Source organism: Magnetospirillum sulfuroxidans, from assembly GCF_018224925.1.
Lineage (GTDB): Bacteria > Pseudomonadota > Alphaproteobacteria > Rhodospirillales > Magnetospirillaceae > Magnetospirillum > Magnetospirillum sulfuroxidans.
Genome location: NZ_JAGTUF010000010.1, coordinates 82,235 through 94,878, shown reverse-complemented (window position 1 = coordinate 94,878; position 12,644 = coordinate 82,235). Strand labels below are relative to the sequence as shown.

Here is a 12,644-nt window from a genome sequence, read left to right as displayed (position 1 = left end):
GCTTTTTTTGGGGTGTCACTCATGGGAATCGGCAGAATAGCCTCATTCCTGAGTTCTTTGTCTCCTGCGTCGGAATCCGCCTCCGCGGTTGCCGCCTCGGACGAAACTCTGCCCGATTCCGGCCGTCTGACCGAAGGGACCGGCGGCACCCACGAGCGTCGTCAATCCCAAGACAGTAATCAGACCAACGATATCACCCAGCAAATCCAGACCATGATCGCCGCCGTGCGGCAGTTGAACGACAACGCCGTCCAACAGGGGGCGGCGGTGGCTGTCTCCTCGGCCGGGGCGCAACTGAAGAACGCGGTGACCGGACTTGGCCATTTATTGGCCATGGCCGATGCGCAGACACTGGCCAGCGGCGCCGCCTCCCAGATCAAGCAAGCCAACGAAGTCGTCGACGCCGTCGAGGCTGGCATCGTCGGCACCCAGGCGGCGACCGAACAATTGCTGCGCAACATGCCGGCGCAACAAGCGCAATACGCCCAGGAAACCTCGCAGCGCTTCCAAGTGGAAATGCGCAACGCGCTGGATCAGGTGCGCGGCTCCCTCGCCGCCTTCCAGCGCTGAAAAAGGCGGCTTGCGCCGCCTTTTGCTGTCTTATACCAACGGCCTTAACCAATGACCGACGCCCACTGGCGAGAGGCGATTGATTTGATGCGGCTGGGCGTGGCGAGGAAATCATTCCACGCGTCGCAGCAGGCATCGACGACGGCGTCGTAGCTTTCCCAGACGAGGTGGCTGAGGGCGTTCTGGCGAAGGTATTGCCAGACGTTTTCGACCGGATTCAATTCCGGGGCGTAGGGGGGCAACGGCAGCAAGGTGATGTTGTCCGGGACCACCAGCGCGCCACCGGTCTTGTGCCAACCTGCGCCGTCAAGAATGAGGATGGCGTGGGCGCCCGGAGCGACTTGGCGGCTGATTTCGGCCAAGTGCAAGGTCATGGCTTCGATGTTGACCGTCGGCAGGACCAGCGCTGCCGCTGTCTCTCGCGCCGGGCAGACGGCGCCGAAGATGTAGACCCAGGTATAGCGACAGTCTCGCGGTGCGGGAGGGCGTGATCCGCGTTCAGCCCAAGCGTAGCTCAGGGTTCCTTGCTGTCCGACTCTCGCTTCGTCCTGCCACCAGACTTCAAGGGGCTTGCCTTTCGCGGCTTCCGGCAGGGCGGCGGCAACAAGGTCAGGGAAGTTTTTTTAAAAGCCTCCTGGGCCTCTTCATCCTTTTTCGGGTGGAAAGGCCGTGGCGACAGGCGTCGAAAACCGAGTTCATGCAGGATCGTGCCGATCGTGCGCTCGGCCAATTCCACATCGAAGCGCTCCCGGATCGCCGACTGCAAATCGATCCGGCGCCAACGAACAACGCCATCGACCTTCACATCCGGCCCTTTGCGCACGACTTCGGCCAACTCCGCCTTTTGCTCTGGCGTCAGCCGCGCCCGTCGCCCGCCTTTGCTGTTGTCGTTGGACAAACCGGCCAGGCCCTGCCCGTTGAACCGGTGTACCCAATCCCTCAGAGTCTGCCGGTCCATCCCACAGGTGCGGGCCGCATCGTCACGGGAGGCACCTTCGAGAACAAGCGCGATCGCCAGCATCCGCCGGGCCGCGTTGCCATCCCGCGCCCGACCGGCCTCGCGCCGAAGATCGGACGCCGTGTACTCCGTCCGCGTCACCATCACTGCTGGCGGCATGTCCCCTCCGTGAATCGCTACGAGATAAAGCGAATCACGGGACGTCAGCGAGCACAAGCCCCTTTAACGAGAGTCAGCCGTTTCGGCCGCTGGTATTATGCCGCCCGGCCAATGATCTGATCCGTTGGATCAGTTCATGCCGAGACGACCGGCTCAAATGCCGCTCGGGCTTGCCGGCCGCCGGAACGGATCATTTCAAAGGGCGGCCGGTATTATGCCGCCTGCTTCATCGCTTCGGCCCGCGACCGCATTTTTTTCCAGGCAAAGCTTTTGGCGGCGCTGCCCAGCCAGCCTTGCGGATCAAGCCCGACCACCTTCAAGATCATGTTGACCGCCCGCTCGGTGTGCTTGGGCTGATAAAAGCCATAGGCCCGCACCGCATATTCACGGTTGCAGCGCGCGCGATCATAGGCGGTTTCGGCGGCATCATTGGCGGCGTGATAGGCAAAAGCCAATTCGTCGTCGTCGGTTTCCTTGATGCGGCCAATGGCAACCATGGCCCGGCGAAAAACACCGACGCCTTCCATGGCCATGTAGCGCTTCATGTATTCATAGAACCACTTGTAATGGCGGAACTCATCGCCGGCAATCCGATGACAGATCGCCTTGAGCACCGGTTCGTCGCTGGCATCGCGTAAAGCGCTATAGAATGACGAAGTGCCGGTTTCGACGATGCAGCGGGCCAGCAATTCGCCGGTCTGCGATCCACGCACCGAGGTTTCCAGATCGATGGGCACCTTGTAGCCATCGGTGAAACGCTTGAAGCGTTCTTGGAAGTTGAATTCGGGATCGGCCAGTTCGGCATAACGCCCCAGAACGTCGCCGTGTTGAACTTCTTCCTTGCGCCACTGTACCGCCAATTGCTTGAACGCGGGATCACTGGCGAAGACTTTGCCCAGATATTCGGTGTAGTCGCCGGCATTGCGTTCAACCATCGACGCCGCCTTGACCACTTTCAAAATATCAGGGGACAACTTACTGGCGTCAAACTCGGCCCACGGAATGTCCTCTGGGGTCCAGTGCGTCATTTTTGCGATCCACTCTTGCCTGTGCCGCGCTCACTTTGTGTTACAACGGCGTGGCGTTTCAAGGTCTAAAACGAAAAAGGGCCGGCATTCAAGCCGACCCTTTCCGTAATCGTATCCCCCACCCTTAGTGGGTGGCGGCCTCAAGGGCGGTGGCGATCAGCAGACGCTGAGCGGCAACCGCCTTTTCGGCATCGGTCTTGGCGTCGGCGATAGCCTCGCGTGCTTCCTGCAAGCGGGCCGAAGCCATATCGGCGGTGATATCGGCCACCGGAATGGCTTCTTCGGCCAGAACGGTGACGCGCTCTTCGTTCACTTCGGCGAAGCCGCCGGCAACGAAGATACGGTTGCCGATCTTGCCGCCGTCATGGATGTCGATGACGCCAGGACGAACAGTGGTGATCATCGGGGCATGCTGGGCCATGGCGCCAAAGTCACCTTCGGAGCCGGGAACCACCACCATGTCGACAGCGGCGCTCACCAGCAGCTTAGCCGGCGACACCAGTTCAAACTTGATCTTCTCGGCCATGCGCCGTGTTCCTTACGCTTGAACCCGAGGAGCGGGCGGGAGCCCCGGAAAACCGGGGCTCCCAACTCGACTAACTTACGCGGCGTCGGAAGCCAACTTCTTGGCCTTTTCCACCACTTCCTCGATTCCGCCAACCATGTAGAAGGCCGCTTCCGGCAGGTGATCGTACTCACCGGCGCAGATCGCCTTGAACGACTTGACGGTTTCTTCGATGGCCACCAGCTTGCCCGGCGAACCGGTGAAGATTTCGGCCACGTGGAACGGCTGCGACAGGAAGCGCTGGATCTTACGGGCGCGGGTCACAACCAGCTTGTCTTCTTCCGACAGCTCGTCCATGCCCAAGATGGCAATGATGTCTTGCAGCGACTTATAGGTCTGCAAGATACGCTGCACTTCACGGGCGACACCGTAATGCTCTTCACCGACGATGCGGGGATCAAGCGCGCGCGAGGTCGAGTCCAGCGGATCGACGGCCGGGAAAATGGCCTGTTCCGCGATGGAGCGCGACAACACGGTGGTGGCGTCCAAGTGGGCGAACGAGGTGGCCGGAGCCGGATCGGTCAAATCGTCGGCCGGCACGTAAATAGCCTGCACCGAGGTGATCGACCCCTTCTTGGTCGAGGTGATGCGTTCCTGCAAGGCACCCATATCGGTGGCCAGGGTGGGCTGATAGCCCACGGCCGACGGGATGCGGCCCAGCAGAGCGGACACTTCGGAACCGGCCTGGGTGAAGCGGAAGATGTTGTCGACGAAGAACAACACGTCCTGGCCTTCTTCGTCGCGGAAATATTCCGCGACGGTCAGACCGGACAAAGCGACGCGAGCGCGGGCGCCCGGCGGTTCGTTCATCTGACCATAGACCAGGGCCACCTTGGAGCCCGGACCATCGGTCTTGATGACGCCCGATTCCATCATTTCGTGATAGAGATCGTTGCCTTCACGGGTACGCTCGCCGACACCGGCGAACACCGACACACCACCGTGCGCCTTGGCGACGTTGTTGATCAGTTCCATGATGGTCACGGTCTTGCCGACACCGGCGCCGCCGAACAGACCGATCTTGCCACCCTTGAGGTACGGAGCCAGCAGGTCGATGACCTTGATGCCGGTGACCAGAACTTCAGCATCGGTGGATTGTTCGATGAAGGCCGGGGCTTCGGCGTGGATCGGACGGGTCTGGGTGTTGCCAACCGGACCACGTTCGTCGATGGGATCGCCGATGACGTTCAAGATGCGGCCCAGGGTCTCGGGGCCGACGGGCATCTGAATCGACGAACCGGTATCCGACACTTCCTGACCGCGAACCAGACCATCGGTCGAGTCCATGGCGATGGCGCGGACGGTGTTTTCGCCCAGATGCTGAGCAACTTCGAGAACCAGGAGGTTACCCTGGTTGCGGGTGTGAAGCGCGTTCAGGATGGCCGGCAGCTGGCCCTCGAAGCGCACGTCCACGACGGCGCCCAAAACCTGGGTAATCGTGCCGACGGTAGTGTTAGCCATTGTGAGCTCCTACTTTTCCTTACAGCGCTTCGGCGCCGGAGATGATTTCGATCAGTTCCTTGGTGATCTGAGCCTGACGCGACCGGTTGTACTTGATGGTCAGGCCGTTGATCATGTCGCCCGCATTGCGCGTCGCGTTGTCCATGGCGGTCATACGCGCGCCCTGTTCGGACGCCTGGCTTTCCAAGGTGGAGCGGAAAATCTGGATCGCCAGATTGCGCGGCACCAAGGTGGCCAGAATTTCTTCTTCGTTCGGCTCGAACTCGTAAGTGGCCTTGAGCTCGCCAGACTTGTCCTCGCCCGCTGTGACGGCGAACGGGATCAATTGCTGGCGGGTCACCACTTGCGCGATGGCCGATTGGAAGCGGTTGTAGACGACGGTGCAGACGTCGAATTCGCCGTTCTCGAACATGGAGGTGATCTTGGAGGCCACCATGTCGGCTTCGGGGAAGGTGATGCCCTTGCGGCCAAGACCTTCGAAGCCCTCGATCAGGTTCGAACCGAAATCGCGCTTGATCTGCTCGCGGCCCTTGCGGCCCACGGGCATGATCTTCACCGTCTTGCCTTCGCGGATCAATTCGGCGGTAAACCGACGAACATCACGCACGATGGACGAATTGAAACCGCCACACAGACCGCGATCAGCGGTCACCATGACGATCAGGTGCACGTCGGACTTGCCGGTGCCGGCCAGCATGGCGGGAGCGCCCGCCTGACCAGCCAACGAACCCGCCAGGGTCCCCAGCATCCGTTCCATGCGTTCGGCGAAGGGCCGCGCCGCCTCCGCCGCGCTTTGGGCGCGACGGAGTTTCGAGGCTGCGACCATCTTCATGGCTGAGGTGATCTTCCGCGTCGATTTGACGCTGACGATTCTCAGCCGGAGGTCTTTAAGGCTCGGCATCGGGTGTTAAACCCCTTACGCGAAGGTCTTGGCGTAACCGTCGAGGAAAGCCTTCAGCTTGCCATCGGTTTCGCCGCTGATCTGCTTCTCGGTCGCGATGGCGGTCAGGATCTCCGGGGCCTTGGACTTGATCTCGGCCAGCAGACCCTTCTCGAAGCGGCCGACGTCACGAACGTCGAGCTTGTCCAGGTAACCCTTCACGCCGGCGAAGATGGAAACCACTTCCTCTTCGGTCGACATCGGGGCGAACTGGGGCTGCTTCAGCAATTCGGTCAGACGGGCGCCACGGGCCAGAAGCTTCTGGGTCGCGGGGTCGAGGTCCGAGGCGAACTGGGCGAAGGCGGCCATTTCACGATACTGCGCCAGTTCCATCTTGATGGTGCCGGCAACCTGCTTCATCGCCTTGATCTGGGCAGCGGAGCCGACGCGCGACACCGACAGACCGACGTTCACGGCGGGGCGGATGCCCTTATAGAACAGCTCGGTTTCCAGGAAGATCTGACCGTCGGTGATGGAAATCACGTTGGTCGGAATATAGGCGGAAACGTCGTTGGCCTGGGTTTCGATGACCGGCAAAGCGGTCAGCGAGCCGTTTCCGGCGGCGTCGCCCATCTTGGCGGCGCGTTCCAGCAAACGCGAGTGGAGATAGAACACGTCGCCCGGATAGGCTTCGCGGCCCGGCGGACGGCGCAGCAACAGCGACATCTGACGATAAGCGACGGCCTGCTTGGACAGATCATCATAAATGATCAGGGCATGCATGCCGTTGTCGCGGAAATACTCGCCCATGGTGCAACCGGTGTACGGCGCGATGAACTGGAGCGGAGCGGCTTCCGAGGCGGTGGCGGCAACGACGATGGTGTATTCCATCGCGCCGTAATCGGTCAGCGTCTTGACGATCTGAGCGACGGTCGAACGCTTCTGGCCGATGGCGACGTAGATGCAGAACAGCTTGGCCTTTTCGTCGGAGGCGTCGTGCCAGCGCTTCTGGTTGATGATGGTGTCGATCAGCACGGCGGTCTTGCCGGTCTGACGGTCACCAATGACCAATTCGCGCTGACCGCGTCCGATCGGGATCAAGGCGTCAACGGCCTTGATGCCGGTGGACATCGGCTCGTGCACCGACTTACGCGGAATGATGCCCGGAGCCTTGACGTCGACGCGGGACACGCCCGCGGCTTCGATCGGACCCTTGCCGTCGATGGGATTGCCCAGACCGTCGACGACGCGCCCCAGCAGACCCTTACCAACGGGGACTTCCACGATGGCGCCGGTGCGCTTGACGGTGTCGCCTTCCTTGATGGCGCGGTCGTCGCCGAAGATCACGATACCGACATTGTCGGTTTCGAGGTTCAGCGCCATCCCCTTGACGCCACCGGGGAATTCAACCATTTCACCGGCCTGGACCTTGTCCAGACCGTGCACACGGGCGATACCGTCACCAACCGAGAGCACCTGGCCTACCTCGGCGACTTCCGCCTCGGTGCCGAAATTGGCGATCTGTTGCTTGAGGATCGCGGAGATCTCAGCCGCGCGGATTTCCATTATCCAACCCCTTTCATGGCAAGCTTAAGGTGCTGCAGCTTCGTCTTCAACGAGCTGTCAACCATACGGGAACCAACCTTGACGACCATCCCGCCGAGAAGGCTGGGGTCAACGGCGACATCAACGGCCACTTGGCCGCCATAGGTCGCCTTCAAGGCAGAAACCAGAGCATCGAATTGGTCCTGGCTCAAAGCCGCCGCCGAAGTCACCTTGGCGGAAACCTCACCACGCTTTTTGGCGAGAAAGCCGAGGAAAGCCTCGACCATGCCGTAAATCGCATGAAGCCGGCGTTGGCTAGCCACCAACCCGAGAAAATTCTTGGTCAGTCCATGGAACTGGGCGGCGTCGGCCAGGGCGGCCATGGCCTTCCCCTGTTCGGCGCGCTTCAGCGCGGGACTATCGAGAAGGCGTTGCAGATCCGCACTTTCGCGGATCATCACCTTCAGGCTCTTGAGGTCGCCCGCCACCTGGTCGAGAGCGTCCTGGCCTTCGGCCAGTTGGAACAACGCGGTAGCGTAGCGGTCGGCGATCACGCCAGTAGTTTCTGAGGGCACCTGGGCAAGTCCTTCGGGTCAGGTCGAAAACGAATTCGCCGGCAGCCAATAAAGCATTGAATTTCAATATTTTGCGTCGCAGCAGACGTTTCCCCCTCCCACGAGCGCGGAGGTTAACTAACACATTGGGTATTGCGTTGCAAGACGACTCCGCAAGCCTTGGGCTCGACCATGGCGAGAAAGTTGCCCACCCGGTCAGGCGGGGCTCACTCCACCCCACCCCCTACCCCCGCATACCGATCCATTCGGACGGCGCGCTGACCCTCTGAATGGGCCAGTGCGCAATTCGTTGATTTTGTGGGCCGATTCACCAAACAGACCGCTCGTTCCAATGAAATGTCGGCTGGGATCGAACCGCTAAAGGAATCCATAGGGATCAATATCCACCTGAACCCTGATTCCATGGGGGGGCGGCGCACTTTCCAGCCATTTGCGCAGCGGCGCATGCAAGGCGACATCGCGCCGCGCTTTAATCAAGAAGCGGCGGCGATGACGTCCGCGCAACAAAGCCAACGGTGCCGGCGCCGGCCCGATAACCTGGAATCCCTCTAATCTTGGCGCGGCCCGCGCCAGCTTGCGGGTGAAATCGTCCAAGGCGGCCGCTTCGGGACCGGAAACGATCAGCGCCGCCAGCCGGCCGAAGGGGGGCATGCCGGCCGCGCGCCGAGCCTCGGCCTCGGTGGCGACAAAGGCATCGCGGTCGCCTTCGGCCAAAGCCGCCATCACCGGATGGCTGGGCTGAAAGGTCTGCAACAGCACCCGTCCGGGCCGCTCGGCCCGACCGGCGCGGCCGGCAACCTGCGACAGCAATTGGTGGGTCCGCTCGCCCGCCCGCAAATCGCCGCCATCCAGGCCCAGATCGGCATCGACGATCCCGACCAGGGTCAGCATGGGAAAGTGATAGCCCTTGGCGACGATCTGAGTGCCGATCAGCAAATCAATCTGGTGATCGGCGATTTTGCCAATCAAATCGGCCGCCGCCTGCGGCCCCGCCACCGTGTCCGAGGCCATCAGGGCAATACGGGCGGCGGGAAAACGATGGGCGGCTTCCTCGGCGATGCGTTCGACCCCCGGGCCACAGGCGGCGAAGCTGTCTTCGGCCCCGCATTCCGGGCACGCGGTCGGCGGACGAACATGGTGGCCGCAATGATGACAGACCAGACGCCCCGTGCCGCCGGCTTCGCCGCCATGTCCGTAGCGATGCTCGACCAGCCAGGCGGTGCAATGGGGACATTGCAGACGGTGCCCGCATTTGCGACACAAGGTCAGCGGCGCATAGCCCCGCCGGTTCAGGAACAGCATGGCCTGTTCGCCGGCCGCCAGGGTTTCCTCGACCGCCGCCACCAGCAGCGGCGACAGCCAAAAGCCGCGCGGCGGCGGATGGCGGCGCAGATCGATCAGGCCGATCTCGGGCAGCAAGGCCCCGGCATGGCGATCCGGCAGATGCAGACGGGTATAGCGTCCCGCGGCGATGTTGGTCACCGTCTCCATCGACGGCGTCGCCGACGCCAACACCACCGGGCAGCCGCCCAATTGCCCGCGCACCACCGCCATGTCCCGGGCGTGGTAGGCAACCCCTTCTTCCTGCTTGAACCCGGCGTCGTGTTCTTCATCGACGACCACCAGCCCCAACTCCTTATAAGGAAGGAACAGGGCGGAACGGGCGCCGACCACCACCTTCGCCGTCCCCGCCGCCACCGCCCGCCAGGTATCGCGGCGCTTGGCGTCGGACAATTCCGAGTGCCATTGCGCCGGCAACGTGCCGAAGCGACGGCGGAATCGTTCGAGCCATTGCGCCGACAAGGCGATTTCCGGCAACAGGATCAAGGATTGCCGGCCGGCGGCCAGGGCGGCGGCGATGGCTTCGAAATAGACTTCGGTCTTGCCCGAACCGGTGACGCCATCGATCACCGCGACGGAAAACCCGCCCGCGACCGCTTCGCACAGATGGTCGGCCGCCGCCCGCTGGCCCACCGACAGAACCGGGCCGGGATGATCGGGATCGGGATGGGCGAAAGGCGGCGGCGGCGCCTGCGGCACCGGCTCCAACGCCCCGGCCTCGAACAAGCCCTTGATTACCGCCGGCCCCACCCCGGCTTCCCGCGCCAGATCGGCGGCGACCAACGGCGGCAAGGCCGCGGCGACAGCCAACACCCGGCGTCGCGCTTCGGTCAGCTTGAACGCGGGCGGCGTCGCGGCGACCCGACAGGCGACCAGATCGCGCACCGGCTCCAACGCCGCCGGCACGCTCATGCTCATGCGCAACACCGCCCCAGGCGGAGCCAGGGTGTAACCGGCGACCCAATCAACGAATTTCCGGCTGACCTCGGGCAAAGGCGGGCATTCCAGCCGGCGGGTCACCGGGCGCAGCTTGGCGGCGGCGACCGCGTCGGTGCCTTCGCCCCAGACGACGCCAACGACCTCGCGCCGGCCCAGCGGCACGACGACGAAATCGCCCGGATGCAGATGGTGCGCCCCGGCCAGGTAATCGTAAAGCCCGGCCAAGGGCAGCGGCAACAGCACCGCGACACGCGAATGCGGAGAAAATTGACGGGTGGGGTTGGCGGCGACGGAAACCATGGTCTAAACTTAGCCGCCAAGAGCGAAGAAGCAATCACCCAGTTAGGAAACGTGATGGTGCGCAAGCGCGACGATGCCCTATTGAGCGAGCCGGCACTCACCGACAAGCAGGTGGCCGGCTATTTGCGCCTGCACCCTGACTTCCTGCTGCGCCACACTGAATTGGTCACCACCTTGTCGCCGCCGTCCCGCTGGCCCGGCTCGGATGGCATCGTCGATATGCAAGCCTTCATGATCGAACGGCTCAAAGAAGAAATCGACCGCATCAAGGGGGCGGCGGAAACCCTGATCCATACCAGCCGCTCGAACATGAGCACGCAGAACCGCACGCACGAGGCGGTGCTGGCCCTGCTGTCATCCGCCGACATGGCCAGCCTGTCCCAGGTGGTGGCCGACGATCTGGCGGCGATCTTGGATGTGGATGTCGCCGCCCTGGCCTTCGAGGAATGCGAAACCGCCCTGCCGTCGCTGACCGCGCCCGGCATTCTGCGGCTGGCCGCCGGCAGCGTTGACCGCATCATGGGCGGCCCCGATCACGATTGCGCCCTCAATGAACAGATGCCCGGCGACCCGGCGGTGTTCGGCGACGGCGCCGGACTGGTGTCGTCCTCGGCCCTGGTCCGCCTCAGCGCCGGCGGTCAATGCCCGCCCGGTCTGCTGGCGCTGGGATCACGCCATGGTCGCACCTTCCATTCCGGCCAGGGCACCGAACTCATCACCTTCCTCGCCCGTGTCGCCGACACCTGCGTCCATCGTTTCGTCGGCTGAGGTTTACAGCCAACCAAAGAAATGTATGATCCGCGCCAACCAACTAAACCCCAGGTGCAATCATGGATTTTCAAGCTGCGGTTAAAAGCTGCATCCTCACCAATTACGCCACCTTTTCCGGTCGCGCCAGCCGCTCGGAATTCTGGTTCTTCCAGCTTTTCCTGTTGCTGGTGAACCTTGTCGCCATGGTAATCGACGCCGCCATCCTCAAGAGTGACCTGGGGGTGCTGGCAACCATCTTCAGCATCGCCACCCTGGTGCCCAACATTGCCGTCGCCTGCCGCCGCCTGCACGATATCGACAAGTCGGGCTGGTGGCAGTTGCTGTGGCTCATCCCGTTGGTCGGCATGATCGTCTTGCTGATTTGGTACATCACCAAAAGCGACGTTACCGATAATCGCTTCGGCCCCGCCGCCGCCGCCGCGCCGCAGCCGGCCGCCGCTTGAGTTGGCCTTTGTCCGTTGCTATCATTTGTCCGCGTGGATATTCACCAGACAAGCAACTGACAGAGATCACATCATGGGTTCCGTGGTCGTCCGCTATCTGGATGCCGCCAGCATCAGCCAAGTCCACTCCAAGGCCGCCCCGATCCGCGAGGGGCGGCGCTGATGCCCCCCGCCCCCATCTTTTTCGCCGCTCGCCCGGATCTGACCGCAGCCATCGGTCAGTGGCGCGATTGGCTGCGGGGGGAAAAGCGGGCCAGCCCGCATACCCTGGACGGCTATGCCCGTGATTTGTCGGCGTTCACCGCCTTTTTGCGGCTCCACCTCGGGGCCGAGGCCGATCTGTCCGCCCTGGCGGGGCTAAAGCCCACGGATTTCCGCGCTTTCCTTGCCGCCCGCCAGGCCGACGGCCTGGGACGGTCGTCCATGGCCCGGCTGATGAGCACGCTGCGCGGCTTCTTCAAATACCTGGACCGTCACGATCTGCTGCATAACCCGGCGATCCTGGCGGTAAAATCGCCTCGGCCGCCGAAATCGCTGCCCAAGCCGCTGACCGCCGAGGACGCCATCGAGGCGCTGTCCACCGCCGGTGAATTGCACGACGAACCCTGGCTATCCGCCCGCGACATCGCCCTGTTCACCTTGCTTTATGGCTGCGGCCTGCGCCTGGGCGAGGCCTTGTCCATGCAAAAGCGTGACATTCCCGCCCACGACGCCATGACCATCACCGGCAAGGGCCGCAAACAACGGGTGGTGCCGGTGCTGCCCATCGTCCGCCAAGCCATCGGCGAATATGTCAGCTTGTGCCCGCATCCGTTGCCGGCCGACGGGCCGCTGTTCGTCGGCGCCCGCGGCGGTCCGCTCAATCCCGGTGTGGTTCAGCGGCAAATGCGCCGGTTGCGCATGTTGATGGGCCTGCCCGATACCGCCACCCCGCACGCATTGCGCCATTCCTTCGCCACCCACCTGCTGGCCGGCGGCGGCGATCTGCGCACTATTCAGGAATTGCTGGGCCATGCGTCGCTTTCGACCACCCAGCGCTATACCCAGGTGGATGCCGAGCGCCTGAGCCGGGTCTACCGCGATGCCCACCCCCGCGCCAAGGGTTGAAC

Annotated in this window: 12 protein-coding genes; 4 read left to right on the top strand and 8 right to left on the bottom strand. The window is 63.0% G+C overall.

What is annotated here, in order from left to right:
* The first annotated feature begins 57 nt into the window (after nt 1–57).
* A complete protein-coding gene (locus KEC16_RS11745; protein WP_211549089.1) occupies nt 58–570 on the top strand; it encodes a hypothetical protein in 513 nt (170 codons plus the stop codon).
* A gap of 44 nt (nt 571–614) precedes the next feature.
* Here the strand turns inward: KEC16_RS11745 and KEC16_RS11740 are convergent.
* The 8 genes from KEC16_RS11740 to KEC16_RS11705 all read right to left on the bottom strand — a co-directional run bounded on the left by KEC16_RS11740 (nt 615) and on the right by KEC16_RS11705 (nt 10,321).
* Nucleotides 615–1,687, bottom strand: a protein-coding gene (locus KEC16_RS11740; protein ID WP_211549088.1) for an IS630 family transposase whose coding sequence is annotated in 2 segments (ribosomal slippage) — nt 615–1,195 and nt 1,195–1,687 — 1,074 coding nt in all. Because the reading frame shifts where the segments join, the coding sequence is not laid out codon by codon here.
* Nucleotides 1,688–1,899: 212 nt separating this feature from the next.
* On the bottom strand, nt 1,900–2,715 hold the full coding sequence (locus tag KEC16_RS11735; RefSeq protein ID WP_211549086.1) for an acyl-ACP desaturase: 816 nt from the start codon (nt 2,713–2,715) through the stop codon (nt 1,900–1,902).
* Between the two features lie 124 nt (nt 2,716–2,839).
* Nucleotides 2,840–3,241: a F0F1 ATP synthase subunit epsilon gene (locus KEC16_RS11730; protein WP_211549084.1), complete on the bottom strand. Its 402-nt coding sequence runs from the start codon at nt 3,239–3,241 to the stop codon at nt 2,840–2,842.
* Nucleotides 3,242–3,316: 75 nt separating this feature from the next.
* Complete coding sequence (gene atpD / locus KEC16_RS11725; protein ID WP_211549082.1) at nt 3,317–4,741, bottom strand: F0F1 ATP synthase subunit beta; 1,425 nt, start codon at nt 4,739–4,741, stop codon at nt 3,317–3,319.
* A 19-nt stretch (nt 4,742–4,760) separates the two neighbouring features.
* Nucleotides 4,761–5,642: a F0F1 ATP synthase subunit gamma gene (locus KEC16_RS11720; RefSeq protein ID WP_211549080.1), complete on the bottom strand. Its 882-nt coding sequence runs from the start codon at nt 5,640–5,642 to the stop codon at nt 4,761–4,763.
* A 15-nt stretch (nt 5,643–5,657) separates the two neighbouring features.
* Nucleotides 5,658–7,187, bottom strand: a complete 1,530-nt coding sequence (atpA, locus tag KEC16_RS11715; RefSeq protein WP_211549078.1) for a F0F1 ATP synthase subunit alpha — start codon at nt 7,185–7,187, stop codon at nt 5,658–5,660.
* Nucleotides 7,187–7,741 (bottom strand): F0F1 ATP synthase subunit delta, encoded by a 555-nt coding sequence (locus KEC16_RS11710; protein ID WP_211549076.1) that lies wholly within the window; start codon nt 7,739–7,741, stop codon nt 7,187–7,189. The genes atpA and KEC16_RS11710 overlap by 1 nt, the downstream gene beginning before the upstream one ends.
* A 357-nt stretch (nt 7,742–8,098) precedes the next feature.
* Nucleotides 8,099–10,321, bottom strand: a complete 2,223-nt coding sequence (locus tag KEC16_RS11705) for a primosomal protein N' (RefSeq protein ID WP_211549074.1) — start codon at nt 10,319–10,321, stop codon at nt 8,099–8,101.
* 54 nt (nt 10,322–10,375) lie between these two features.
* Between KEC16_RS11705 and KEC16_RS11700 the strand changes: the two genes are divergently transcribed.
* From KEC16_RS11700 to KEC16_RS11690, 3 genes are all read left to right on the top strand, one after another.
* Entirely contained in the window at nt 10,376–11,089 is a 714-nt protein-coding gene (locus KEC16_RS11700; RefSeq protein WP_211549073.1) for a DUF484 family protein, read from the top strand.
* Between the two features lie 62 nt (nt 11,090–11,151).
* Nucleotides 11,152–11,535 (top strand): DUF805 domain-containing protein, encoded by a 384-nt coding sequence (locus KEC16_RS11695; protein ID WP_211549071.1) that lies wholly within the window; start codon nt 11,152–11,154, stop codon nt 11,533–11,535.
* 162 nt (nt 11,536–11,697) lie between these two features.
* Nucleotides 11,698–12,642 carry a tyrosine recombinase XerC gene (locus KEC16_RS11690; RefSeq protein WP_211549069.1) on the top strand — a complete coding sequence of 315 codons (945 nt, stop codon included), beginning with the start codon at nt 11,698–11,700 and terminating at the stop codon, nt 12,640–12,642.
* Nucleotides 12,643–12,644 lie beyond the last annotated feature (2 nt).